The organism is Yoonia sp. SWMV100 (assembly GCF_056108365.1).
The window spans coordinates 97,764-122,182 of the sequence record NZ_JBWBAQ010000002.1; the positions used below are offsets into that span (position 1 = coordinate 97,764).

The window sequence follows — 24,419 nt, forward strand, 5'->3', positions numbered from 1 at the left end:
CGTGGGTTAACGCGCTTTAAAGATACTGCCCAGAATGCCGCGGACAATGCGGCGTCCGGTGGTGCCCTTCAGTTCCTTGGCCACGACCGATGCCAATGCATCGCCAAAACCACCGCCCGAGGACCGCGCGCTTCGCGAGGTTCGGCTGGGCGCACGGCCGCCCCCATCGTAGCGTCGCGCGTTGCTAAACTCGCGATCTTTTTCAGCAGCTTCCGCCTCGGCCTTTTCGGCGTCTTCCGCAGCCTTTGCCGCGACATCCGCCCGTTTTGCCAGTATCTCGTGTGCGCTCTCACGGTCCAGAGGCGTATCATATTTGCCAGCCATCGCAGAAGCCGCCATCACAGATTGCCGTGTGGTTTCATCGATCGGGCCAAGCATAGATGACGGCGGGCGGATCAATGTGCGTTCAACGATCTGGGGTGTGCCTTTTGCATCAAGGAACGATGTCACCGCCTCGCCTGTGCCCACCTGTTGAATTGCCTCTGCCGTATCGAACGCAGGGTTGTCACGGTAGGTTTCCGCAGCCATTTTCAATTCTTTACGGTCTTTGCCTGTAAACGCGCGCAGCGCATGCTGCACCCGATTGCCAAGCTGACCCAAGACGTCGTCGGGAATATCTGCGGGGTTTTGCGTCACAAAATAGATGCCGACACCTTTGGATCGTATCAGACGCGCAACCTGTTCGACCTTATCGACCAAAGCTTTTGGCGCGCCGTCAAACAGCAAATGCGCCTCATCGAAAAAGAACACCAGTTTGGGTTTTTCGGGGTTTCCGACTTCGGGCAGTTCTTCGAAAAGCTCCGACAACAGCCACAGCAGGAATGTCGCATAAAGCCGTGGCGACCCCATGAGTTGATCCGCTGCCAGAATATTAATTTCCCCGCGACCGTCACGCAGGCGCATCATATCTGCCAAATCTAGCGCCGGTTCCCCGAACAGCGCATTGCCACCCTGATTTTCCAGAACGAGCAAATCGCGCTGGATCGCACCGACCGACGATGCGGCCACATTGCCGTAACGCAGCGACAGCTCTTTGGCGTTTTGCCCTACCCAGACCAGCAGCGCTTGAAGGTCTTTCAGGTCCAAAAGCGGCAAGCCCTCTTCGTCAGCAACCCGGAACGCCACATTCAAAACGCCTTCTTGCACGTCCGTCAGGTCCATCAGACGCGCCAGCAAAAGCGGCCCCATCTCGGCGACCGTCGCGCGGATCGGGTGGCCCTTTTGACCGAATAAATCCCAAAAGGTGACCGGAAAACTGTCGTATTGCAGGTCCAGCCCAATTGTCGCCGCGCGTTTCGTAAAGGCGTCATGCAGCTTGAAGTCGACACTGCCTGATGCTGCCAATCCCGAAAGGTCGCCTTTGACGTCCGACAAGAACACTGGCACGCCCGCTGCAGAAAACTCTTCGGCCATGATTTGCAGCGTCACAGTTTTACCCGTCCCTGTGGCCCCCGCAATCAACCCGTGGCGGTTCGCCTTGTCTAACAACAAGGTTTGCGCGACACCGTAGTCCTGCGCGCCGCCGCCAATAAAGATATGATCTGACATGCTGTCGTCCTTTGAATATTGCTTGCCGCCAAAATACATCCTTAACGTCTTGATGCTAGCCTAATCCACGCCAACCTGTGTTCATGTGCGGGTTTGGCAAATTTCCTCCCTGTTGAACTGGCCGTGTCTTCGGACACGGCTTTTTTCGTTTAATCTGTTACATGCCCGTTGCATTTCCTGTTGACGGGTCAACGACCATTGCGTAGATTTTTTCCAAATCAGTCGGCAAAGTTCGGCAGGGAAAAAATGAAAAAGGGTCCAATGCTGGGCCCTTTTTCTATTGTGTTCACATCTATTTGTGATCAGGTCCCCGCCGATGGCGCGGCTTTCCCACTGACAGCCGATATCTTGCATGATAAAGCCTAGAAAACCGCAAAAAGGACCCTATTGATGCGCAGTTCAGTCAAAACCCTTCTCATGGCCGCTTTCCTGACACATGTCGGCGCAGCCTACGCCCAAGACGAGACGGCAGCGCCAGCCGAAACCACAACAGAATCCGATAGTTCAGCGGAAAGCGCGCTTGACTTGGGCCAGTCGTCAGAACCGGCAGTTGGTCAGTCATATGTCCTGCAAGAGTTCGGCGATTGGGCAATGCGCTGCATCCGCGCCCCAGAGGGGGAAGCGGACCCGTGCAACCTGTATCAACTTTTGAAGGATGATGAGGGGAATGCGATCGCCGAGTTCAACTTTTTCCGGCTGCCCCCTGACGCGGGCCCGGTTGCGGGCGCCAATGTTGTTGTCCCGCTTGAGACGCTCCTGACACAACAATTGACGATCGCCGTTGATGGGCAAAACCCGCGGGTCTACCCGTTCCGGTTTTGTAACGCGGGCGGCTGTGTTGCGCGTCTTGGCTTTACGCAAGAAGACATTGATCTGTTCAAGCGTGGATCGACGGCAACCGTGCGTGTCGTACCTGCCGCAGACCCGGGCCAGGAAATCCTTTTGGACCTGTCACTGACTGGATTTACCGCGGGCTACGAAGGCTCTGTTGGTAGCACGCAATAATTGCACTTAGGCAGGTCGCTTTGACGGCCTGCCTATATCCGCCGCAAGGCAAGCACGGCGTTTAGACCACCAAATGCAAAGGCATTTGACAAGACGACATCCACCTTTGCATCGCGCGCTTCGTTTGGTACCACGTCCAACGCGCATTCTGGGTCTGCCTCTTGATACCCGATGGTCGGGGCAATCACACCGTCGCGTAGCGCCATGATGCAGGCCAGCAATTCGACCGCCCCGGTGCCCCCGATCAAGTGTCCGTGCATTGATTTGGTTGACGAAATCATCAACCGGTCCGCATGGGTTCCGAACACATCCGCCACCGCAGCACATTCTGTTTTGTCGTTCGCCGCCGTACCCGTGCCATGGGCATTGATATAGCCCACACTGTCCAACGGCAATTTGGCATCACACACCGCGCCCGCAATTGCGCGTGCGGCGCCCTGCTTGGATGGGGTAACGATATCGGACGCGTCCGATGACATTGAAAAACCGACAACCTCGCATAAGATATCCGCGCCACGCGCTTGCGCATGCTCGAACTCTTCGAACACAAAAACGCCTGCACCTTCGCCTTGAACCATGCCGTTACGTGTTGCCGAAAACGGGCGGCACGCATCTTTGGACATCACACGCAGCCCTTCCCATGCTTTGATGCCGCCAAAGCACAGCATTGCCTCCGACCCGCCGGTGATCATCACCTTGGACATGCCGCACCGGATCATATTAAACGCCTGCCCCATCGCGTGGTTGGATGACGCACATGCCGTCGCCACGGTAAAGGTGGGACCGCGCAGATTAAATTCGATGGACACGTGGCTTGCGGCAGCGTTGTTCATCAGGCGCGGCACGATGAACGGGTGAACCCGGTTTTTGCCTTCTTCATAGACCGCGCGATAATTTTCATCTTGTGTGGTAAGCCCGCCGCCGGACGTCCCCAAGACAACGCCTGATTGATCCGCCAAATTGCCCGAGAAATTAAGCCCCGATTGGGTGATCGCCTGCCGCGCAGCTAGCAGCGTAAACTGGGTAAAGCGATCGAACAGCACCAGCTGTTGCCGATTGAAATGCGCGGTTTCATCGTAATTCTTGACTTGGCCGCCAATTTGAATCGCCAGTCGGTCAACGTCCCTGATCTCAAGCGGGCCAATACCGCAGCGCCCTTCGCGCATGGCTTCAAACGTTGTGGCAACATCGTTGCCCAGCGGGTTCATCGTCCCTGCACCAGTAATGACGACGCGATGCATCTAGATGCTCTGCCCCGCTTTGATCTTTTCTACAGCGGCGATAATTGCGGCCACCGACGAAATATCAAAGTCGCTGTTGCCGGGATCGTTCGCATTAAAGGGCACTGCGATATCAAAGGCTTCTTCGATTGCAAAAATGCTTTCGACAAGGCCAAGACTGTCGATACCCAAATCGGCAAGTGTGTGCGCCATCGTGACGTCCGATGGCTCCAGCATGGCTTGCTCTGCAATAATAGCGATAACTTGCTCTTTGATGTTCATCTTTTCAGACCCACCTTTGTTTGATCACGATCTAGGTCGTTTTGACTAAGATTGAAACAGTTTGTTAACGCTTCGAGAAACTGTTTAGAAAACGTGGCAAACGGCGCAAGGCTTTATAGCTTTCAAGATGGGTCTGCATCTTGGTTGCGGGGTATCCCATCATCACGCGGCCCGCAGGGACGTTGGACAGAACCACTGACCCGCCGCCCAGCACCACGTCGGCGCCAATTGTCAGGTTATCAGCCACACCTGCCTTGCCACCAATCACCACCCGATCACCAATCACGGTGGACCCGGCGACCCCGGCTTGCGCACATAGCAAACAGTGTTCGCCGATAATGACGTTGTGACCGACCTGTACCAGATTATCGATCTTGGTCCCGTTGCCCACTTGGGTCGGGCGGATCGTGCCTGCGTCAACGGTCGCGTTCGCACCGATTTCAACATCGTCGCCGATCGTGACGCCGCCCAACGAATGTATGCGGTGCCACGTGGCATCTTTGGGCGCGGACAAAGCTACATTGCCCAATGTTTCGCGGGCAATTTCAACGTTCGATGGTTCTTTGCTGACAAAAGAAAACCCGTCGCCGCCAAGCGTGACATTGGGTTGCAAGATCACGCGCTTGCCGACAGTCACACCACGTTGCACGCGGACGCCTGCGTGGATCTGACAGTCGTGACCAATGCGAACCCCTGCCCCAATGCTGACCTGATCCGCAATCCAGCTGCCCGCGCCGATCACCGCATCAGCCCCGATTACAACGAATGGTCCAATCGTGACCCCCTCGCCCAGTTGCGCAGAGGGGTCGATGACCGCATGCGGGCTGATCCCGCGTCCCGGCAATGGCTGGTCCAGCATCTGTGTCAGCGCCGCCATCGCAAGCCGCGCGCGCGGCGCGACAATCGCGGCCTCAAGCCCCAATGCCTGCCAGTCAGCGCCCGGCCAAACAACTGCCGCCCGCGCACGGCCCCGTGCGATCGCAGCACCATAAGCAGGCGACATCGCCAGCGCCAAATCAGTTGGTCCCGCGCTCGCGGGTTCAGAGGCATGACCGACCAAAATGTCAACGGCGCCAAAGGCCTGAACCCCGAGCGCCGCTGCGATATCTTTAACTGAATGCATCATATTGCCCCCGGAACGTCTCCGAAGACAGATTTAACCCTGAACAGCGCGGATCGCCACCCCTTCACGTGCCAATGCGTTCCAAATCCGCCCATCACGCCCATAAACATCACGGCGATACTGCATTGGACCTTGTGCATTGGTGAATGCCGTCCGGTAAACCAGATGAACCGGCACCGGTTGCTCCAGGTCAACGCGCTGTTCACGACCGGTGCTCAACTGTGCCTGAAAGAACGTCTGCGGGTCTGACATCTGCCGCGCCAACAGGGCGTAGGCAAAATCAAACGGGTCAGCGAGGCGGATACAACCGTGGCTGTATGCACGGACTTCGCGGCCGAACAGGCTCTTGGATGGTGTGTCATGCAAGTAGATATTGTAGTGGTTCGGGAACATGAACTTGACCAACCCCAGCGCGTTACCCTCGCTTGGTGGTTGACGCATCGAAAACGGAAAGTTGCGTTCCGTGTACTGGCTAAAGTCCACCGCATTGCGGTCAATCGGACGACCGCTGCCATCGGTGATTACCAATTGGCGCACCGCATTTCGGTTTTGCTGCAATTGCGGCAGGTATTCTTTGGTGATGATCGACCGCGGGACGTACCAGCTTGGGTTGATGATCATGAACTCCATCACGTCAGAAAACTCTGGGCTGACACGATCACTTTGGTTTGCGCCGATCACGGACCGGGTTTCGAATGTCACGACGTCATTATCAATAATCTTCGCCGTAAAATCCGTGAGATTAACCCACACATGCCGTTCACCCCGCGGACGGTTGATCCAACGCTCACGTTCCATCGCGACAATGATTGACTGAAGACGGCTTTCTGGCGCCATGTTGATTTCTGCAAGCGTGCTTGGGCCGGCGGTTCCGTCAATTGCCAAACCATGCGCCTGCTGAAAACGCTGAACCGCATTTACCATCGCCGCATCGAAGGTTTGGGTATTCGTCCGCTCAAGAAAGCCCATCGTCATCAAACGATTGCGCAAAGCGACCACGCGGTCACCCGAATCTCCTGCCTCAAGCTTACCGCCAGGTACAGTCGGCCCCCAGCCGCCATTTGCAAGCAAGCGTTCCATCGCCAGTTTTTCGCGCATCAACCGGGTATACTCGGGCGAGCTGGGCGGCAATGCGCGCAGGAAAGCAGCAGGGTTCGACTGTGAAAAGGCCCGTAACGTGGACAGGCGCGAACGATACGGCACCTCGCGCACAATGCTGCTGTCGATCCGCGACGGGACCAACATGCCGGTCTGCACGTCACGCGCATATTGCAAAAACGCGCGGCTCAGTTCGACCTCCATGCGCCCTTGGTCCGCAGGGGTTGAAGCCGCTTGCAATTGCGCCATCAAGGCTTGGGCGTCATAGCGGGCGGCAGGCAAACCGTGATCGCCCGCAGCGGCAAAAGCGGTCATCAACGCGTTGCGGCGGTCACGATCCCCATTGGCGCTCCAGATACCGTCGAAATTTCGTTCGCGGTAGAAAGCAGCCAAATCGCTGTCTGATGCAGCAGCTTGTGCCACGGATTGACGAAAATCCGTAACCTGCGCCTGTGCAAACGGTGCGACAAACAGAAGCATGGTGAAAGCTGCAAAAAACAGCCTAATCCGTGTAAGTGATGCCGATCTCGGCGCACGTAAGATGTGCATATAGTACCCCCAAGTATACAATGACCCGACTCGTTATATAGGGTCGACTTCGTAAAACAGAGTATGAATATCCTTACTATAGACATGTCCATTCATAATGCCGCGATGTGTCGATGCTGTCGGTGTGTGTTGCGTTGTTGCCGTGCCGCAAACAATCGTCGACGCGCGCAAATGCATAAAATTCAAACAACCGATAAGCAGTTTTGCACTTATTAAGGAAAGCGGCGCTAAAAAGACCTTGGTGAACGAATCCAAATGTGCCATAAATTCGGTACATCTGGGGAGATGGCGAAAAAAGCCGCAAAGCGGCAGTAGTTGAGCGACGGGACAGGCGCAATACCATGACCAAAACAACCCCCTCCGGGATCACACGCCGCGGCTTGCTTGGTGCATTCGCAGCAACAGTTGCGACAGCAGCTCCAACATATTCTCAGGCCGCAGGTTTTCTTCGTGGTGCAGGCGATATTCGCCGCATATCGATGTACTCCGGTCGCACGGGCGAACGGCTTGACACCATCTACTGGATCGAAGGCGAATATATCGCTGAGGCCGTGCGCGAAATTAACGTGCATATGCGCGATTGGCGCACCGGTGAAGCTGTCCAGATGGATCTGCGCACCATTGATATTATGGCAGCCGCATCGAATCTGATGGACGCGAACGAACCTTACCTGTTGCTGTCGGGCTACCGCTCGCCGCAGACCAACGCGATGCTGCGCGGTCAGTCGCTGGGTGTGGCAAGCAATTCGCTACACATGCGTGGGCAGGCCGCCGACTTGCGTTTGCAAAGCCGGACAACGGCCCAAATGGCGAGCGCGGCACTTGCGTGTAACGCTGGTGGCGTTGGGCGTTACAATGGTTCAAATTTTGTCCATATGGATTGCGGCCCAGTGCGTACCTGGCGGGGATAAAGCAAAACCAACCGAAAAATGGGCCCGCCGGGCCCATTTTTTTTGGCCTGCGACGATATAGTCGATGTGTCACGGGTGCGACCATAACCGGTGTCATATGACATGCAAAATATTTTGAAAATGGTGCACCCGACAGGATTCGAACCTGTGGCCTCTGCCTTCGGAGGGCAGCGCTCTATCCAGCTGAGCTACGGGTGCCTGCAGTCCTGATACCTACGCATCCGAGCAGGTGCAAGTCATTCTCTTGTCATTGAATGCGCTATTTTGGTTCTTGTTCCATCGCTGGCGGCCGCCGAAAGCGGCAGCACGCGAATGACGTTGGTCCGCTAGCTAAACAGGTCGTGACACAATTCAAGTGCGTCAATAAATATGTCCACTTCAGAGGTCGTGTTATACATTGCAAATGATGCACGGCAGGTCGCGCCCACGCCCATATGTTCCATCAACGGCATCGCGCAGTGGGTCCCTGCCCGCACGGCAACACCTTTTTTATCAAGAACCGTTGAAATATCGTGCGCGTGTGCTGCCCCATTCAAAGTAAAGGAAAAAATCGCGCCTTTGGTGGCAGACTGACCTTGGACGTTCACCCAATTCAACCCATCAAGACGACGACGGGCATATGCGCATAAACTGTGTTCATAGGATGCGATATGGTCCATCCCGATATCCATCAAATACTCTAGCGCAGCGCCCATACCAATGGTTTGTACGATACCGGGCGTGCCAGCCTCGAACATCATCGGCGGGTCGTTATAGGTGACGGCATCGCGGCTCACCTCGCGGATCATGTCACCGCCGCCCATAAACGGGCGCATTTCTTTCATCCGATCTGGACGCACGTAGATCGCACCTGATCCGGACGGGCCGTATAGTTTATGCCCTGTGATCGCGTAGAAGTCGCATCCGATATCCCTGACGTCGACGGGCATGTGCACGGCGGCTTGGGATCCATCGACCAAAACAGCCACACCCCTAGCATGTGCGCCAGCGGTGATCGTTTTGACATCCACCACCGTGCCAAGCACGTTGGACATATGCGTCACGGCCACCAATTTTGTTTTGGGACCAATGGCGTCAATCATCTTTTGGGGATCCAGATCGCCATTCGCGTCCACATCCACCCATTTAATGACGACACCCTGTCGTTCGCGCAGGAAATGCCAAGGGACGATATTGGCATGGTGTTCCATAATCGACAGCACGATTTCGTCACCAGCCTGAAGCCGTGGCATCGCCCAAGCATAGGCGACCATATTGATCCCTTCGGTCGTACCCGAGTTAAAAATGATCTCGTCTTCGGAGGCCGCATTCAGGAACTTGGCAACTGTGCCGCGTACCGCCTCGTATTTATCAGTCGCAAGATTGCTAAGGTAATGCAGCCCGCGATGCACGTTGGCATATTCTTCGGCATAGCCGCGGGTGATTGCGTCAATCACGACCTGCGGTTTTTGTGCAGACGCACCGTTATCAAGATAGACCAACGGCTTTCCATTGACTTCGCGGGACAAAATTGGAAAATCCGCACGTATCGTATTGATATCAAAGCTCATATCGCATCTCCAGCGGGGCCAAAGCCCAAAATTGCCAGCAAGATACCGGCGATAAACATTGTGCCAATCAGTGCGATAACCACTGTCAACAGCGCCCGACCCAGCCCGTCAAACTTGTGCAATACCTTGATAAATATCACAAAGCATCGCAACAGCACAAAAATCGCAGCAATGCTGAAAAGGGCGGCGACCAGTGGGCTGACGAGCAGCAACACAATCTGCGCCACATCCAACATCAACCCAACCGCTTGCAACCAGATCAGCAGCATCAACGCCTGATCAAAATTACCCGTACCACCAAACAACTGCCCCGCCCGCGCAAGCGCAGAGGCCAGAACAACCATCCCGATACAGTTCAGCGCTGTGAACTGAAGCGGCGAAATATTGGCAAGCGGCATCTCAGCAGGTGGTGGCGCGATCGTCCAGAGCAACGCCAGCAAAACGGCGTTGATGATGACAACAACCAAAGTCGCCTGTAGCAAAACAGTGCGTGAAAACCTTTGTTGCATGATGCTCCGGGCAGCCGCCTCGGGGTTTTGCAGCGTTTGGCCGACAGCATTCAGATAGCTTATCATACCGACATCCATCAGCCGCGCTCCGCCTCGAACATCGATTGAACCCAGATATACGCAAAAACAATGGCCCAGATCACGCCGACAATGACAGATTGGCTACCGGGTCCGATGAAACCGCGCACCAATCCGTGCAGCAAAAGAAGCGGCGTCGTGGACAGAAGGGACCAAAAGAGTGCAATCCGCGCACCATACCAATCCCCCTGCCCGCGCGCCGCTTTCGCAACGATATGCGCCAATGCAGCCACCCCATAAAGCCCGAGCGGAAGCATCATCACCAAACCGTAAAACGTATAGGTCATCATACCTTCGAAGTTGACTTCGGGTGGCCAAGGCGATGCCTCAAACCCGTTCGCGATCCGCGATAGACGCGGCCACTGCGCCACGAAGATCAACAGACAAGCGACCATCACATAAGCGACCGCGCGATCTTCACGGCGCCCTTGATCCAACAGCTTGCGGATCACGGCACGCGGCGCGCGCCATGTGCGCATGATATCGGCTGTGACTGCCACTAGCTGCGCAGCGCCAGCCAGCCTTCAAGCCGGTCGCGCAACTCTTCAGCCAAAACAGGGTCAGCAATTTCAGCCAGGGCTTCAGCCATAAACGACAGCGTTAGCAAATTGCGCGCATCATGCATCGGAACCCCCCGCGAACGCAGGTAAAACAGCGCCGTCTCGTCGATCGCGCCAGATGTCGATCCATGCGAACACGCAACGTCATCGGCATAGATTTCCAGCTCTGGCTTTGCCAAAAACTGTGCATCTTCGTCCAAAAGCAAGGACTGGCTGATCTGATAGCCATCGGTTTTTTGCGCGCCGGCTTTGACCAAAATCTTGCCTTGAAACACGCCAGTTGCACCGTTGCGCAGCACCTTTTTAAACACCTGACGGCTTTCGCCGTTCAACGCATCGTGGGTAATGAAAACGGTATCGTCATGATGGAAATCATTGCCGTCACCAACGCAGGCCCCTGCGACATGCGCAATCGCATCATCACCGACAATTTCCAGAATACATTCGTTGCGGGTCAAGACACCGTTCACCGTCAATGTGAATGACTTGAATGTCGATTCTGCCCCGATCCGCGCAAAGCAGTGGGTCACATTGCGGCATTCATGATCGCGGCCCTGCGCACGCACATGGTGAAAGGCACCACCATCGGCGACCTCAACCTCAAGACATCCTGAAAACCGCGCTGCTGACGGACCGCTTTCAAGCAATGTCATTTCAGCGCCGGAATCCACCTTTACCAGATGGTGCAAGACCGCGTCCGATGTCTCGTTTTGGTGCAGATAGACCAAATGCACAGGTTTGGCAGTTTTTCCCGTCACGTGGATCACCACGCCATCTGTCGCAAGCGCTGTATTCAGCGCCGCGAGCGGGCGCGCCACAGGCGTTTGACCACGGGTTTCTAATACGCCGTACATGTCCTTGGCCCAATGAATATCAGCGGCCATTGCATCCACAAGACGTTCGATTTGCAGACCTTCACAGGTCAAATCGTCCGATGCAGCGGCATCGAAAACCCCATCCACGAACACAATTTTGATCCGGTTGACGGCTTCAAATAGCGGTGTTTCACCCGCGTCGAACAACGATGCTGATGGCGCAGCGACCGCCGTCAATTCCGCTGGATTGGTATACTTCCAATATTCGTCCCGTTTCGTTGGTAACCCCATCGCCCGGACCCGTGATGCCGCATCGGCACGCACAGAATTTGCCCACGCGGCGCCATTTGGTAACACGGCATCATCAAGCCGCGCGGTCGTTATTTCAGATTTCAGCTGTGCAACCGCCATTTAGGATACCTCGGCCAAGATGTCGGCATAGCCGTTATTTTCGACCTCAAGGGCAAGCTCTGGCCCACCCGTTTTTACGATACGGCCATCCGCCATGATGTGCACCACATCCGGTTTGATGTGGTCCAGCAGGCGCTGATAATGCGTAATCACAAGGAATGAACGGCCTTCGGAACGCAGCGCATTGACGCCATCTGCCACCAATTTCATCGCATCAACATCAAGACCGGAGTCAGTTTCGTCCAAGATGCACATCTTTGGCTCAAGCATCGCCATTTGCAGGATTTCGTTGCGCTTTTTTTCGCCGCCGGAAAAACCGACGTTGACGGGCCGCTTCAGCATGTCCGCGTCGATTTTCAGCTCCTTGGCCTTTGCACGCACTTCTTTCAAGAAGTCACCCGCGCTCATCTCTTCCTGGCCACGGGCCTTGCGTTGGGCGTTCACCGCAGTGCGCAAGAATGTCATGTTACCGACGCCGGGGATTTCCACCGGGTACTGGAACGCCAGAAACAGACCTTCTGCTGCGCGTTCTTCAGGGTCCATGTCCAGCAGGTCTTTGCCCTCAAGCAACGCGCTGCCACCGGTGACCTCGTAACCGTCTTTGCCCGACAGAACATACGACAGCGTCGACTTTCCCGACCCGTTGGGGCCCATAATGGCGTGGACCTTGCCTGTCTCGACCGTCAGATCCAACCCCTTGAGGATTTGTTTATCTTCGTCTTCAAGTTTGACTTTCAAGCCTTTGATTTCAAGCATTTTTTATTCCTTATGCGTCGCGCGATCAAATCGCGCATGTGTCATGGCAACGGCGGCCGCGCCGCGTTGAATATCTGAATATTGGCCACAGCCAGTCATCGCCGATCCACCATCTGGCAGATCGCACGCTGACCGTGTCACGGATTGGATTGCTGGCCTTAGGGCAGTGCGTAAACCGCGCCGCGAACCACCAGCGACTGCGGTTTGGCAACGGCCTGAACTGCGGCGACGTGGGCTGGCGAATAGATTTTGGCCATTGCGTCTGGCCATTTGAACACAAGGTTGTGCCCCGCAATCAGCATCAGTCCCATTCCGGCAACTTGCGCAAACCGCGCCAAAAACGCGCGCCGCTTTAGTAAAGCCGAAAGTAAAAGAACCATCCAAAGCCCGATCAGCACGTCGGTAGCAACCACCGGGTTGCCAAAGCCGGTCATGCCCAAAAACTTGACGCGCACTATCTGTGCAAGGAATAAACCAAAGGCGCCAATCACCATCGACACAAAAAATGCCGACAGCATTTCGTTTCCGGCTGACTTTGGTTTTTCGATCTTCGCGCGTGTCACACGTTTGGGCACATGCATTTGCAGGTCGGGATCGTAATAGGAATTGTTGCGCGGATTGTTGATACGTTTGATCCGCGCGTCGAATTCCTTTTGCCCCAAATTCGCCATATCGTGCGGTCCCAGCTTGCCGTGTTCGGGCAGAGTCTGGCACAAAACTACGGCAAGATCGCGGCTGCGCCGGGGCGCTTGCGGGGCAAAGCCAACTATGTCGTGCGTCGGCCTGCATTAACCCACTGATCCTTCCAGCGAAATCGCAACAAGTGCTTGGGCTTCCATCGCAAATTCCATTGGCAGGGCTTGCAATACTTCCTTGCAGAACCCGTTTACAACCAGCGCAACTGCTTCTTCCTCGTCCATCCCGCGCGAACGGCAATAGAACAGTTGATCGTCGTCAACCTTGGATGTCGTCGCCTCGTGCTCAACGCGGCTGCTGTTATTCTTAACCTCGATGTACGGGACGGTGTGCGCGCCACATTTGTCACCAATCAATAGGCTATCGCACTGGGTATAGTTGCGCGAATTTTTCGCCTTCGGGTGCATCGACACCAGTCCGCGATAGGTGTTTTGGGCTTTACCTGCCGAAATCCCCTTGGATACGATCCGCGACTTGGTGTTTTTGCCAAGATGGATCATCTTTGTGCCTGTGTCGGCCTGCTGCATGTTGTTCGCGATGGCGATCGAATAGAATTCGCCTTGGCTATCGTCGCCGCGCAAAATGCAACTTGGGTATTTCCAAGTCACTGCCGACCCGGTTTCCACCTGCGTCCACATGATTTTTGCGCGGTCGCCACGGCAATCTGCGCGCTTGGTCACAAAGTTATAGATGCCGCCCACCCCGTTTTCATCACCGGGGTACCAGTTCTGAACGGTGGAATATTTCACCTCTGCATCTTCTTCGATAATGATCTCGACCACTGCGGCGTGTAACTGTGCCACGTCACGCTTTGGGGCCGTACAGCCTTCAAGGTAGGACACATATGACCCTTTATCGGCAATGATCAGCGTCCGCTCGAACTGCCCCGTATTTTCGGCGTTGATCCGGAAATAGGTCGACAGTTCCATGGGGCAACGCACCCCCGGCGGCACGTAAACAAATGACCCGTCCGAAAATACAGCCGAATTCAGGGTGGCATAAAAGTTGTCAGACGCGGGGACAACGGTGCCCAGATATTTCTTCACCAACTCCGGGTGCTCGCGGATCGCTTCCGAGATCGAACAGAAAATCACCCCGGCCTTTTTCAATTCGGCCTGAAAAGTTGTCCCGACAGAAACAGAATCAAACACGGCATCCACGGCCACCTTGCGACCCTCAGCAGGGAGATCTTCTGCGCCTTCGACGCCCGCCAAAATCGCCTGCTCCTTTAGCGGGATACCCAGTTTTTTGTAGGTTTCCAGCAGCTTGGGGTCGACGTCATCCAATGATTTTGGCTTTTCCGCCATACTTTTCGGGCGGGCATAGTAATAGATATCCTGAAAGTCGATGTCAGGATAGCTCACCATCGCCCAAGTCGGCTCTTCGATCTGCTCCCAGCGCTGGAATGCGTCCAGACGCCAGTTGGTCATCCACTCCGGTTCTTCGTTTTTGCCAGAAATCAGGCGCACGATATCGGGGTTCACGCCCTTGGGGGCATAATCCATCTCGATCTCGGTGTTCCAGCCATATTTATAGTTGCCCGACAGTTTCGAAACCGCATCCACGGTTTCCTGATCAACACCCTCTTTGACTTCGACATCATCCAAAGCAGCCATGTTCTTTCCTCTCATGCGGCCCGCAGCCGCGCCCGTTTCTGCGTCCAGGCCTGCACAAAACGCATGACCTCGTCTTCTGTAGTTTCAATGCCCAGCGACACACGCAAAGCGCTTGCCGCAGCATCATCATCCAATCCCAGTGCGCCCAGCACGCGGCTGACCTTCACCTTGCCTGACGAACACGCCGAACCCGCTGATACAGCAAAGCCAGCAAGGTCCATCGCCATCACTTGTGTTTCACCCTTCCACCCCGGCGTCGCAAAGCAACTGGTGTTGGGTAATCTGTTCGCGTCTTTCCCGACAAAAATAGTGTTCTTTTCGGCGGCCTCAATGGCCTTTTCTAGAATATTTCTAAGTTGTGCAACCCGGTCCCAGCGTCCTGCCGCCAAATCGGCCTGTGCCGCCACGCAAGCCGCACCCATCCCGGCAATTGCCACGACATTCTCTGTCCCGGACCTGCGCCCCATTTCCTGCCCGCCGCCCTTGATTTGTGCGGCAATATTCGTGCCCGCCGGAAAGATCAGCGCGCCCACGCCCTTTGGCCCGCCAAATTTATGTGCCGACAAAAATACCATTTTCACGCCCGACCACGAAAATGCAAAGGGCACCTTTCCAAAACCTTGGGTGATGTCGCTCACCGCCAAACCTGCGGGCAGCGCCTGAACGATCCCGGTTTCGGAATTGGCCAATTGCACCGCCGACCGCTCCGGCTCATTCACCACCACCAGCCCGTCGCGCAAGGCTAAAACAGGATCGATCCACGCATGCACTGCGTCATGTTCGACCGGCGCAGCAAGCAGCCCGCGCCCGGCAAGCGCCAGCGCCGCCGCTTCGGTCGCGCCCGACGTAAACACAACATCAGCCCCCGACGCACCGACCGCATCCGCGACGTGCTGGCGCGCCTTCTCGATCACCGCCTTAGCCGCGCGACCCTCGGCATGCACCGACGACGGGTTACCAACCACATCCATCGCCGCAATCATTGCCGCGCGCGCCTCGGCGCGCAGGGGTGTCGTCGCATTATGATCCAGATAGGTTCTCATATCATCATCTTGCCAATAAAACTCCGGGGGAGGCCGCAGGCCGGGGGCAGCGCCCCTTTACTCTTCGTCCACGACTTCAAACAATGCCGGTACCGCAGGACATGGTGCCATGGCATTTTCCACAACATCCGACAGCCGGGCCTGATGCAAAAACACGTAAACATGGGCGCTCAACCCCTCCCACAACCGATTGGTCAGGGATTGTGCGCGGCTACCCGATGCCCCACCGGACGCACCCGCACCTTTGTGCATCGCCGACACTGTTTCATCGACGGCACCCAATATATCAGACACGCGTATTTCTGACGGCAGCTTCGCCAGACGGTATCCACCACCGGGGCCGCGCACCGATTCTACCAAACCCGCACGGCGCAATTTAACAAACAGCTGTTCGAGATATGGCAGCGAAACATCTTGCCGCTTGGAAATCTCTGTCAGGTTCACAAGCGTATCATGCGGCTGCAACGCCAAATCAGCGAGCGCGACCATCGCATAGCGGCCTTTAGTGCTTAATTTCATCGCTCTTCCCCTTGCGCAGGCGCAAATGCATTGACGGCACGGCGCGCGGTCATTACTTCACCGAGACCAGATAACTTGAGAGACCTCCCAAGTTAGAACCTTTCTAAGGTGCCTGAGCGTTTTCGTCAACAATGCCCTTGCACCACAGCAGCGACGGAACACTATGCCCGAAGTCATCTTCCCCGGTCCCGAAGGACGCCTTGAAGGGCGTTACCATCCGCAAAAAGACCGCGACGCGCCCATTGCCATCGTTCTTCATCCGCACCCGCAATTTGGCGGGACGATGAACAACCGTGTCGTCTATAATCTGCACTACGCGTTTTATAACATGGGCTTCACCGTTCTGCGGTTCAACTTCCGCGGTGTGGGGCGCAGCCAAGGTGAATATGACCAGGGTGTCGGTGAATTGTCTGATGCCGCGTCAGCGCTGGATTATCTGCAGTCGATGAACAGCAACTCCAAACATTGCTGGGTCGCAGGGTTCTCGTTCGGGGCTTGGATCGGCATGCAGCTTTTGATGCGCCGCCCCGAGATCACCGGATTTATCTCGGTCAGCCCGCCCGCGAATATGTACGACTTTAGCTTCCTTGCGCCCTGCCCGGCGTCGGGTTTGGTGATCAACGGATCAAACGACCGTGTCGCCCCACCGCAAGACACCGTAAACCTGGTCAGCAAGTTGCACGAGCAAAAAGGCATCACTGTCACGCATGACGAAATGGCTGGTGCGGGGCACTTCTTTGAAGACCCTTACATGGACCCGATGATTGACACGGTGAAAAGCTACGTGCGGCGCCGTCTTACAGAAAACTCTCGGTAATCGGATGGCGCAATCCTACCTTGATAAAGTTGCCGACGAACTGGCTGATCTGGCTTTGGCTGATCAGGCGGCGTCCGGCGACACCGGGATTGTAGAATCGATTGGTGGCATTTTGGGCGCCTCGTCGCAAACCCTGCAAGAGGCGTTTCTGACGGCCGTCCGGGTACGGCGCGCCGAACAGCGCGCCCGCGAAGTGTTGTCGCAACGTGCAAATAACAACTACAAAGCCGCGCAACCGCCCAAGGCCGCGCCCCTGCAAGGTGTCGTCGCCGAAGCGGAACCCGAGGAGCCAGAGGTCGAAACACCTGAGGCCCCCGAAAATGATGCGCCCGTTTCAGGGATGCCACGGCGGGTCACGCGCTGAATGTCGGATCGGATCAACGCCCAACTTGCGTTTTTGATTGAAGCAGACAAGCTGAAGTCGACTTTGCGCGCGACGACGTTATGTGACGGGTCGCGGCGCGAAAACTCTGGCGAACACAGTTGGCACATCGCGCTTTATGCAATGGTTATGGCCGAGCATACAGTCACACCTGTGAACATCGACAGAGTTATCAAAATGCTGTTGATCCACGACCTTGTGGAAATCGACGCCGGTGACACACCCATCCACGGCAACCACGATACCGCGGCAATCGATGCAATCGAACAAGCCGCTGCTGACCGTATTTTTGGATTATTGCCTGACGATCAGGCCACGGCTTTTCGCGCGCTTTGGGATGAATTCGAAGCCGCCGAAACAAACGATGCAATTTTCGCAAAATCGATCGACCGGGTGCAGCCCGTTATCGCGAACCTTGAAACCGGCGGCGGCACGTGGCCAGAATACAAAGTAACCCCGGACCAGCTACAAACACGCGTTGGCGTCAAAGTTGAACGCGGCGCACCCGCGATCTGGACAGCGCTAAAACTGCGCATTGACACGTGGTTTACACAAAACACCTGACCTCCGCGTAAAATACCCTATAATAAAAGGCAGACCATGCGTCTTCCCTCTATACAAACGCGTCTCATAAGCGTAGTGCGCACGCTTACCCGCCAGAAAGCCCCCTGATGACCACGATGATACCGACCCTTGCCGACGCCCTAGCCAAACAAGGCTACACCGAACTGACCCCTGTTCAGATCGCGGTGACTGACCCTGAATTGGAAGGCAAAGACCTGCTGGTCTCGGCCCAAACTGGGTCCGGCAAAACTGTCGGTTTCGGCCTCGCGATTGGATCGACCATTCTACCCGAAGATGGCCTTTTTGGGCCTGCCGGTCGGCCTTTGGCCTTGGTGATCGCGCCGACACGTGAATTGGCACTGCAAGTGAAACGTGAATTGCAGTGGCTGTACGCAGGTGCCGGTGCGACGATCGCGTCCTGTGTGGGCGGAATGGATTTCCGTGATGAACGCCGCAGTCTGGAACGTGGTGCCCAAATCGTTGTGGCAACACCAGGCCGCTTGCGCGACCACATCATGCGCAGCACCATCGACCTGTCCGACATCAAAGCCGTCATCTTGGACGAGGCGGATGAAATGCTGGATCTTGGGTTCCGCGAAGACCTTGAATTTATTCTTGACCAGGCGCCGCCAAGTCGCCGCACCTTGATGTTTTCGGCCACTGTGCCGCCAACAATTGCAAAACTTGCGCAGTCTTATCAACGGGATGCGGTGCGCGTTGCAACCACGTCAAAAGAAAAACAGCACAGCGATATCGAGTATCGCGCGCTCAGCGTTGCCAATCACGACATTGATGCGGCAATCATCAACTGCCTGCGGTTCTATGATGCGCCAAACGCGATTGTATTCTGTAATACCCGCGCCATGGTCACACGTCTGACCACCCGCCTGTCCAACCGCGGATTTGCAACCGTAGCCCTGTCGGGCGAGCTGTCACAAAACGAACGGTCGCACGCGCTGCAAGCCATGCGTGACGGCCGCGCAAAGGTCTGCGTTGCGACCGACGTCGCCGCGCGCGGTATCGATTTGCCGAACCTTGAACTGGTTATTCACGCTGAATTGCCGACCAATGCCGAAACGCTGTTGCACCGCTCTGGACGGACCGGTCGCGCGGGACGCAAAGGTATTTCAGCGCTGATCGTACCTGCCAAGATGCGCCGCCGCGCGGAAAACCTGCTGACGTGGGGTAAACTCTCTGCGACATGGGCGTCTCCGCCTACGTCCGAAGAAGTCACCGCAAAAGACGAAGAACGGCTGTTGACTGATCCGGTCTGGTCCGAAGATTTCACCGATAGCGAACAGGAATTCGCCGCCCGTCTTTTGGCCGAACACGACGCATCGAAAATTGCCGCAGCTTATCTGCGCCTTTACGCTGGTAAAAAATCGGCACCCGAAGAGCTTTCTGAATATAAAGACGGCCCGCAGCGCGCGGAACGTGGCGATCGCCCTGAACGCGCACCCCGCGAGCACAAAGAATTTGGTCCATCCAAATGGTTCAGCGTCGATGTGGGCCGCGAAGGCAAAGCCGAAGCCCGTTGGTTGCTGCCAATGATCTGCAAGGCCGGCGATATCACCAAAAATGAAATCGGCGCGATCCGCATTCAACCAAATGAAACTTTTGTCGAAATTTCTGAACCGGCGGTTCCCGGGTTCCTGCGCGCCGTCGGCGGTGACATGCAGCTTGAAAATCAGGCGAAATTGACAGCACTGGATGGCCCGCCACAGTTGGGCGAACGGGGTCCACGAGTGACAAAACGCGATTACGACGACAAGCCAAAGCGCGATTTTGGTGACAAGCCAAAGCGTGACTATGGCGACAAACCCAAACGATCCGCGCCGCGTGAATATGCGCCGCCGCCGCCATCGTCCCAGCACGATGTTCCTGCGATTCAACCTATTCCCGGTGCCGCCGACGATTTCACGCCGGCGCGCAAGCCACGTCACAAGCCCGAACGCCGCGATCATGGCGATGCCTTGGTCGAAAAACGTGGCAAGCCGGCTTATAAAGGCAAGTCAGACGGCGGCAAACCCGCCTACAAAGCCAAGTCCGACAGTGGCAAACCGCCCTATAAAGGCAAATCTGATGGCCCCAAGCCCCCCTACAAGGGGAAGTCGGACGACGGCAAGCCCGCGTATAAAGGCAAATCCGACGGCGGGAAACCTGCGTACAAAGGTAAATCTGACGGTGGAAAACCTGCGTATAAAGGCAAATCCGAAGACCGCCCGCGCAGCGATAAGCCACGCCCAAGTGCCAATGACACCTCAAAGCGGTTTGTGCCGCCAGGTGGCAAGCCCAGTCCACGCAAAGGCGGCTCTGCTACGCCACGTCGCAGCAAACCATAAACCATAATATCGCAACTTTATTCCGGTGATGCGCATCTTCTTATACTGAAGATAGCGGTCACCGGAATTCGGACCATCCCATGGCACACGCATCACAGACGACATCGCGGGCTGCAACGCCCCAAAATACCCCCACCGCACAGACCAAAGCTGGCGAAAGTAATCCGCGCCAAGTCTTTTTCGATTTCGCGAGCATTTGATCCGCAAAATTCGGCTGGATTTCCATACGCGGGCGGGTCACATTTACGCATGTCCGCACTTTCAAGCATCAAAAACATCGGGCCTGCGTTTGAAAAATCGCTAAAGGCTGCCGGCATCGATACAGCGGAAGATCTGTACGCGATTGGCGCCGATGCCGCCTATCGCATGTTATTGGAAAACGGCGCGCGTCCGCACTTCATCGGGTACTATGTCCTGCACATGGCCCTGCAAGGGCGCCCTTGGAATGATTGCAAGGGCGAAGAAAAAAAGGCGCTGCGCAAACAATTCGATATCATTAAGGCAGGAAGTTTTGACGCCGGCCTTTCGGCATTTGAACAGATGATGAATGCGATCGGGATCATCGACCCGAAATAGATGTAAATAGTATTCACATGCAGTCCGGAATCGTGTATGTGAATCGCATGAACATTGAACAAGATATCAACTATGAACTTGCCCGCCTGCGTAAAGTTGCACGGCGCATGGACGCGATTGTGTTCATTCCGGGGACCAATATTTCGCTCGGGTTGGACAATCTATTTGGAATGGTGCCGATCGTTGGTGACCTGGCAGCGTTGGTACCATCCGTCTGGATGATCCACAAAGCGCGTCAATTGGGCGCAACCCCCGGCGCTTTGGCCTATATGTCCCTGAATACATTGATTGATTTTGTGATCGGGAGCATTCCGCTGGTGGGGGACATTTTCGACGCGCTCTATAATGCCAATATCCGCAACTACCGTGCCCTTGAACGCAATCTGAATGAAAAAGCCGCCCGCGCCAAAATGGTACGGACGGCTCAAAAAGATCTGGCTTGGGAACCCCCTAACCTACTGGCGGATTAACCAACCAGTTCAAGACCGGAAAAGAAGAATGCGATTTCTTCAGCAGCGGTTTCTGGCGCGTCAGAACCGTGCACAGAGTTTTCGCCGATCGACAGCGCGAACTCTTTACGGATGGTGCCTGCTGCAGCGTCGGCAGGGTTTGTTGCACCCATGACTTCGCGGTTTTTCGCGATTGCATCTTCGCCTTCCAGAACCTGAACCACGATAGGCTCGGAAATCATGAATTCGCAAAGTTCGCCAAAGAACGGACGCTCGGAATGCACACCGTAGAATGTCTGCGCCTGCGCCAGTGTCAGTTGAATACGCTTGGATGCGACGATGCGCAGGCCAGCTTCTTCGAATTTCGCCGCAATCGCGCCTGTCAGGTTGCGCTTTGTGGCATCTGGTTTGATGATCGAAAATGTACGTTGAATAGCCATGTTTTCAGGTCTTTCATGTCATAGGGTTTGCTTTCCCGTGTCCCCTAACATGAGGTGTGCGGCGTGAAAAGAGGGCATGACAATTCGCGAATATCCCACCCCATTAATCCGTAGAAACACATGCGCACCACTGTCCCAAATGGAATGCGCATTTTAACACATACCCGGCTTCAGCGGGTTAACTGTGAAAACTATTCACGCGCTCCGCTCTGCATTAAATCAATGGGTATTGAACACCATTTGCAAATATGGCCACCGGGGGTTTCCGGTGGCCATGTCTTTTCAGGTATCAAGAAAAATCTAGTCCACCAGATTAGCCAATGAAAAGAACATCGTTTCGCCCGAATGATCATCAACGCCGTCATTGTCGGTCACGATATACGCGGTGCCGTTTGGTGTGAATGTCAGGCCCTCGACCCTGTCCAGAACATAACCGCCGGTGGCCGTCAGGTCCGGGATCAGGTCGCGCACGACTTCTTTCGTCACAACAGGAAGGTCGCCGCCCAGTGCGGCAGGGACCATCTGGTCCAGCGCCACCCGTGTGATCTGTTTGACGACCGCGTTGGCGCCAATCTGGTTGTCACGCTCGATCAGGTAGACATAGTCACCCTGCGCAACAATTTCCGACAGCCCCATCCATCCGGTTGACGGCGTGTCCAGCGGATAATGGACCGCACCCCATTCTTTGGTTTCCAGATTATACGCGACCAGCTTGACCAGCCCTGCCGCATCGTCGTCCCATTCGCGCTGGACGGCCATCCAGAGTGTATCGCCGATCAGCGTGATTCCTTCGAAACCAAAGCGTGTCTGCACACCCACAAGCGCGTTCGGCAGGCCAATTTCCTGGTCGATTTCACCATCTGCATCAACGTGGTAGATTGCGTGCGGCGTCACTCGGTCGCTGCGCCCTTCTGACGCCAGCCAGTAGCCGCCGTCGGGATCAACTGCGATCCCTTCAAGGTCCAGCTTTTGTGCAGCATGTCCTGCGCGCGTGACGTAGGTCACGCCAGTGATCTGGGCAGGCGTGACCCGTACATCAATCGTAAAAATCGCCGGCTGATAGCTATAAAAGCTGTCGCTGACCGCCACTAATGTGTTGTCATCCACAGCCGCCAAGCCCGAAAGCGCGCCCCAACCGATCAAGCTGTCCGCAGCCGCCGATGTGATCATCGGATAAACCGCGTCGGCGTCCGAATATTCATAGATCATCACGTGGCTACGCGCCCCGCCATCATCGATCAAATCGGTTTCATTGGCCGACACCAACAGGTTACGCGATGGAATCGCAACATATCCCTCTGGCCCGATCCCTGATGGCAGCAGTTGCATCAGGACAGGCGCGCTTAGGTCTGTCGCGTCATAGACACCGACCATCGATGCCCGCTCTGCGCCCACAAACACCATGCGGGTGTCGCCAAATGTTGCGGTTTCAATTGATTCTGGTTCAACGCCTTTGGCATCGGACCGTTTATCCGGATAATGCCCTGCCTGAACAATCGCATACTCAAAGCTGGTGCCGCTGTCGTAAACAATGGTTCCGTCACGGTTAAAAATGGTCCAACCCCGTGTCCCGCCGTCCATATCGCCTTCGTTCGCGATGGCAAAATGGTCTTCATCCACCCATTTTACCGCGTCAGGTTCGCGCGGGATATCTGACAGGGATTCGTTGAAAATCAGCGCGGCGCGTTCGTCAGTGGCGTCGATGCCCTGCAAATCAACATGACCTGCACTAAAGTGGGATTTGATCACGCCGTCGCGTCCCACAACAACCATGTGGTTGTTTTCCTGCATTGTCACAACAATATCGCCAGCGGCGTTGATGTCGACGAATTCCGGCTCTGGGTCTTCGGGGCTGATATCAGCGAGCCCGGTCATATCAACGTTCACGCGTGTCGTGCAGTCGATCGTGCCATTGATGATTTGCACCAGTGTCAGCGCCCCTGCTGGCAATTGCCCCACGCGCCCATCCCCAAAATCCTCGTCGCGCTCGTTTTCAATAGCCACAGCGACAAAGCTGCCGTCTTTGGCAACCGCAATGCTGTCGGGCTGGCCGGGTAAATCGCATTGCGCCAATGCATCACCCGTGGCGATATCGACAACGGCCAGATGCCCTGATGGATCGGTATAGCTTTGCGAAGTGTTCACACCAACAAAAGCCACATTGCCGATGATCCCCACCGATGTCGGTTCGCCGCCCATGTCGACGTTGCCAAGCGGTTTGGGGTTCGCCGGATCCGAAATATCGATCCGGCCGATCACGCCCAACGGGCTGTCGGTATACACCAGTGTCATGCCGTCAGCGGTCGCTGCGATGATCTCGGCGGATGTTGCGACATTGTGATCACCATCGCCAATATTCAGGTGCGTCGGGAAGGACGCAATACGGTTGAATGCATCGGCCTGCGCCATGCCAGCCGTCAACGCGATGGCGGATGTCAGGCAAAGTGTGCGGTAAGTCATAAGGAACCTCAGATTAAATAATGCCCCCCGATGACCCCGCTGCGCGACAACCACGTAACGGGGCAGTGACAATTTCATGACGGCCTGCAAATCCTGTGAT

At 55.7% G+C, this 24,419-nt stretch carries 24 protein-coding genes and 1 tRNA gene; 8 read left to right on the top strand and 17 right to left on the bottom strand.

The genetic code is table 11. The annotated features are described in order from the left end of the window. Positions 1-6: 6 nt before the first annotated feature. Positions 7-1,548 (bottom strand): helicase HerA-like domain-containing protein, encoded by a 1,542-nt coding sequence (locus tag ACXJGX_RS00490; protein ID WP_474778177.1) that lies wholly within the window; start codon positions 1,546-1,548, stop codon positions 7-9. 390 nt (positions 1,549-1,938) lie between these two features. On the opposite strand from ACXJGX_RS00490, the gene ACXJGX_RS00495 reads away from it, so the two are divergent. Further along, positions 1,939-2,553 carry an invasion associated locus B family protein gene (locus ACXJGX_RS00495; protein ID WP_474778178.1) on the top strand — a complete coding sequence of 205 codons (615 nt, stop codon included), beginning with the start codon at positions 1,939-1,941 and terminating at the stop codon, positions 2,551-2,553. A 32-nt stretch (positions 2,554-2,585) separates the two neighbouring features. Here the strand turns inward: ACXJGX_RS00495 and ACXJGX_RS00500 are convergent, their stop codons facing one another. The 4 genes from ACXJGX_RS00500 to ACXJGX_RS00515 form a co-directional block, all read right to left on the bottom strand. Beyond that, positions 2,586-3,794 (bottom strand): beta-ketoacyl-[acyl-carrier-protein] synthase family protein, encoded by a 1,209-nt coding sequence (locus tag ACXJGX_RS00500; RefSeq protein WP_474778179.1) that lies wholly within the window; start codon positions 3,792-3,794, stop codon positions 2,586-2,588. After that, positions 3,795-4,055, bottom strand: a complete 261-nt coding sequence (locus tag ACXJGX_RS00505) for an acyl carrier protein (protein WP_474778180.1) — start codon at positions 4,053-4,055, stop codon at positions 3,795-3,797. 64 nt (positions 4,056-4,119) lie between these two features. Further along, on the bottom strand, positions 4,120-5,181 hold the full coding sequence (locus ACXJGX_RS00510; protein ID WP_474778181.1) for a UDP-3-O-(3-hydroxymyristoyl)glucosamine N-acyltransferase: 1,062 nt from the start codon (positions 5,179-5,181) through the stop codon (positions 4,120-4,122). Positions 5,182-5,211: 30 nt separating this feature from the next. Further along, complete coding sequence (locus tag ACXJGX_RS00515) at positions 5,212-6,825, bottom strand: L,D-transpeptidase family protein (RefSeq protein WP_474778182.1); 1,614 nt, start codon at positions 6,823-6,825, stop codon at positions 5,212-5,214. A 341-nt stretch (positions 6,826-7,166) separates the two neighbouring features. On the opposite strand from ACXJGX_RS00515, the gene mepK reads away from it, so the two are divergent. Next, positions 7,167-7,736: a peptidoglycan L,D-endopeptidase MepK gene (gene mepK / locus ACXJGX_RS00520; protein ID WP_474778183.1), complete on the top strand. Its 570-nt coding sequence runs from the start codon at positions 7,167-7,169 to the stop codon at positions 7,734-7,736. Positions 7,737-7,857: 121 nt separating this feature from the next. On the opposite strand, the gene ACXJGX_RS00525 is transcribed toward mepK, so the two are convergent. From ACXJGX_RS00525 to iscR, 10 genes are all read right to left on the bottom strand, one after another. Beyond that, positions 7,858-7,934 (bottom strand) — tRNA-Arg (locus tag ACXJGX_RS00525). Between the two features lie 128 nt (positions 7,935-8,062). Next, positions 8,063-9,286 carry a cysteine desulfurase gene (locus ACXJGX_RS00530; protein WP_474778184.1) on the bottom strand — a complete coding sequence of 408 codons (1,224 nt, stop codon included), beginning with the start codon at positions 9,284-9,286 and terminating at the stop codon, positions 8,063-8,065. Beyond that, complete coding sequence (locus tag ACXJGX_RS00535) at positions 9,283-9,861, bottom strand: YIP1 family protein (protein WP_474778185.1); 579 nt, start codon at positions 9,859-9,861, stop codon at positions 9,283-9,285. Before ACXJGX_RS00535 ends, ACXJGX_RS00530 begins: the two co-directional genes overlap by 4 nt. 11 nt (positions 9,862-9,872) lie before the next feature. After that, entirely contained in the window at positions 9,873-10,373 is a 501-nt protein-coding gene (locus ACXJGX_RS00540; protein ID WP_474778186.1) for a YIP1 family protein, read from the bottom strand. Continuing rightward, positions 10,373-11,659: a SufB/SufD family protein gene (locus ACXJGX_RS00545; protein WP_474778187.1), complete on the bottom strand. Its 1,287-nt coding sequence runs from the start codon at positions 11,657-11,659 to the stop codon at positions 10,373-10,375. The genes ACXJGX_RS00540 and ACXJGX_RS00545 overlap by 1 nt, the downstream gene beginning before the upstream one ends. Continuing rightward, positions 11,660-12,415 carry a Fe-S cluster assembly ATPase SufC gene (sufC, locus tag ACXJGX_RS00550; RefSeq protein WP_474778188.1) on the bottom strand — a complete coding sequence of 252 codons (756 nt, stop codon included), beginning with the start codon at positions 12,413-12,415 and terminating at the stop codon, positions 11,660-11,662. A gap of 158 nt (positions 12,416-12,573) precedes the next feature. Continuing rightward, a complete protein-coding gene (locus tag ACXJGX_RS00555; RefSeq protein ID WP_474778189.1) occupies positions 12,574-13,086 on the bottom strand; it encodes a hypothetical protein in 513 nt (170 codons plus the stop codon). A gap of 117 nt (positions 13,087-13,203) precedes the next feature. After that, a complete protein-coding gene (sufB, locus tag ACXJGX_RS00560) occupies positions 13,204-14,727 on the bottom strand; it encodes a Fe-S cluster assembly protein SufB (protein ID WP_474778190.1) in 1,524 nt (507 codons plus the stop codon). Positions 14,728-14,738: 11 nt separating this feature from the next. Then, positions 14,739-15,770 (bottom strand): cysteine desulfurase family protein, encoded by a 1,032-nt coding sequence (locus ACXJGX_RS00565; RefSeq protein WP_474778191.1) that lies wholly within the window; start codon positions 15,768-15,770, stop codon positions 14,739-14,741. A gap of 57 nt (positions 15,771-15,827) precedes the next feature. Continuing rightward, on the bottom strand, positions 15,828-16,289 hold the full coding sequence (gene iscR, locus ACXJGX_RS00570; RefSeq protein WP_474778192.1) for a Fe-S cluster assembly transcriptional regulator IscR: 462 nt from the start codon (positions 16,287-16,289) through the stop codon (positions 15,828-15,830). A gap of 163 nt (positions 16,290-16,452) precedes the next feature. On the opposite strand from iscR, the gene ACXJGX_RS00575 reads away from it, so the two are divergent. From ACXJGX_RS00575 to ACXJGX_RS00600, 6 genes are all read left to right on the top strand, one after another. Next, positions 16,453-17,106, top strand: coding sequence for an alpha/beta hydrolase (locus ACXJGX_RS00575; protein ID WP_474778193.1), 654 nt, complete (start codon positions 16,453-16,455; stop codon positions 17,104-17,106). A 4-nt stretch (positions 17,107-17,110) separates the two neighbouring features. Beyond that, positions 17,111-17,470 carry a hypothetical protein gene (locus ACXJGX_RS00580; protein ID WP_474778194.1) on the top strand — a complete coding sequence of 120 codons (360 nt, stop codon included), beginning with the start codon at positions 17,111-17,113 and terminating at the stop codon, positions 17,468-17,470. After that, positions 17,471-18,052, top strand: a complete 582-nt coding sequence (locus tag ACXJGX_RS00585; RefSeq protein WP_474778195.1) for an HD domain-containing protein — start codon at positions 17,471-17,473, stop codon at positions 18,050-18,052. Positions 18,053-18,168: 116 nt separating this feature from the next. After that, positions 18,169-20,394 carry a DEAD/DEAH box helicase gene (locus ACXJGX_RS00590; protein WP_474779142.1) on the top strand — a complete coding sequence of 742 codons (2,226 nt, stop codon included), beginning with the start codon at positions 18,169-18,171 and terminating at the stop codon, positions 20,392-20,394. 249 nt (positions 20,395-20,643) lie between these two features. Then, the gene (locus ACXJGX_RS00595; protein ID WP_474778196.1) at positions 20,644-20,970 is read left to right on the top strand and encodes a TfoX/Sxy family protein; all 327 of its coding nucleotides are present in this window, start codon (positions 20,644-20,646) and stop codon (positions 20,968-20,970) included. A gap of 47 nt (positions 20,971-21,017) precedes the next feature. Beyond that, positions 21,018-21,440, top strand: a complete 423-nt coding sequence (locus tag ACXJGX_RS00600; protein WP_474778197.1) for a DUF4112 domain-containing protein — start codon at positions 21,018-21,020, stop codon at positions 21,438-21,440. On the opposite strand, the gene ndk is transcribed toward ACXJGX_RS00600, so the two are convergent. Together ndk and ACXJGX_RS00610 are read right to left on the bottom strand one after the other, a co-directional pair. Then, on the bottom strand, positions 21,437-21,859 hold the full coding sequence (ndk, locus tag ACXJGX_RS00605) for a nucleoside-diphosphate kinase (protein WP_474778198.1): 423 nt from the start codon (positions 21,857-21,859) through the stop codon (positions 21,437-21,439). The two genes, ACXJGX_RS00600 and ndk, sit on opposite strands and share 4 nt — an antisense overlap. 300 nt (positions 21,860-22,159) lie before the next feature. Further along, positions 22,160-24,319: an esterase-like activity of phytase family protein gene (locus ACXJGX_RS00610; protein WP_474778199.1), complete on the bottom strand. Its 2,160-nt coding sequence runs from the start codon at positions 24,317-24,319 to the stop codon at positions 22,160-22,162. Positions 24,320-24,419: the final 100 nt, after the last annotated feature.

Excerpts from the sequence above, each read along its gene's own strand:
- mepK (WP_474778183.1), top strand. The coding sequence starts at position 7,167 with ATGACCAAAACAACCCCCTCCGGGATCACACGCCGCGGCTTGCTTGGT.
- ACXJGX_RS00590 (WP_474779142.1), top strand. The coding sequence starts at position 18,169 with ATGATACCGACCCTTGCCGACGCCCTAGCCAAACAAGGCTACACCGAA.
- ndk (WP_474778198.1), bottom strand. The coding sequence starts at position 21,859 with ATGGCTATTCAACGTACATTTTCGATCATCAAACCAGATGCCACAAAG.
- ACXJGX_RS00530 (WP_474778184.1), bottom strand. The coding sequence starts at position 9,286 with ATGAGCTTTGATATCAATACGATACGTGCGGATTTTCCAATTTTGTCC.
- ACXJGX_RS00505 (WP_474778180.1), bottom strand. The coding sequence starts at position 4,055 with ATGAACATCAAAGAGCAAGTTATCGCTATTATTGCAGAGCAAGCCATG.
- ACXJGX_RS00585 (WP_474778195.1), top strand. The coding sequence starts at position 17,471 with ATGTCGGATCGGATCAACGCCCAACTTGCGTTTTTGATTGAAGCAGAC.
- ACXJGX_RS00535 (WP_474778185.1), bottom strand. The coding sequence starts at position 9,861 with ATGATAAGCTATCTGAATGCTGTCGGCCAAACGCTGCAAAACCCCGAG.
- ACXJGX_RS00515 (WP_474778182.1), bottom strand. The coding sequence starts at position 6,825 with ATGCACATCTTACGTGCGCCGAGATCGGCATCACTTACACGGATTAGG.
- ACXJGX_RS00565 (WP_474778191.1), bottom strand. The coding sequence starts at position 15,770 with ATGAGAACCTATCTGGATCATAATGCGACGACACCCCTGCGCGCCGAG.
- ACXJGX_RS00545 (WP_474778187.1), bottom strand. The coding sequence starts at position 11,659 with ATGGCGGTTGCACAGCTGAAATCTGAAATAACGACCGCGCGGCTTGAT.
- sufB (WP_474778190.1), bottom strand. The coding sequence starts at position 14,727 with ATGGCTGCTTTGGATGATGTCGAAGTCAAAGAGGGTGTTGATCAGGAA.
- ACXJGX_RS00595 (WP_474778196.1), top strand. The coding sequence starts at position 20,644 with ATGTCCGCACTTTCAAGCATCAAAAACATCGGGCCTGCGTTTGAAAAA.
- ACXJGX_RS00490 (WP_474778177.1), bottom strand. The coding sequence starts at position 1,548 with ATGTCAGATCATATCTTTATTGGCGGCGGCGCGCAGGACTACGGTGTC.
- ACXJGX_RS00500 (WP_474778179.1), bottom strand. The coding sequence starts at position 3,794 with ATGCATCGCGTCGTCATTACTGGTGCAGGGACGATGAACCCGCTGGGC.
- ACXJGX_RS00580 (WP_474778194.1), top strand. The coding sequence starts at position 17,111 with ATGGCGCAATCCTACCTTGATAAAGTTGCCGACGAACTGGCTGATCTG.
- ACXJGX_RS00600 (WP_474778197.1), top strand. The coding sequence starts at position 21,018 with ATGAACATTGAACAAGATATCAACTATGAACTTGCCCGCCTGCGTAAA.
- sufC (WP_474778188.1), bottom strand. The coding sequence starts at position 12,415 with ATGCTTGAAATCAAAGGCTTGAAAGTCAAACTTGAAGACGAAGATAAA.
- ACXJGX_RS00495 (WP_474778178.1), top strand. The coding sequence starts at position 1,939 with ATGCGCAGTTCAGTCAAAACCCTTCTCATGGCCGCTTTCCTGACACAT.
- iscR (WP_474778192.1), bottom strand. The coding sequence starts at position 16,289 with ATGAAATTAAGCACTAAAGGCCGCTATGCGATGGTCGCGCTCGCTGAT.
- ACXJGX_RS00575 (WP_474778193.1), top strand. The coding sequence starts at position 16,453 with ATGCCCGAAGTCATCTTCCCCGGTCCCGAAGGACGCCTTGAAGGGCGT.
- ACXJGX_RS00610 (WP_474778199.1), bottom strand. The coding sequence starts at position 24,319 with ATGACTTACCGCACACTTTGCCTGACATCCGCCATCGCGTTGACGGCT.
- ACXJGX_RS00555 (WP_474778189.1), bottom strand. The coding sequence starts at position 13,086 with ATGGCGAATTTGGGGCAAAAGGAATTCGACGCGCGGATCAAACGTATC.
- ACXJGX_RS00510 (WP_474778181.1), bottom strand. The coding sequence starts at position 5,181 with ATGATGCATTCAGTTAAAGATATCGCAGCGGCGCTCGGGGTTCAGGCC.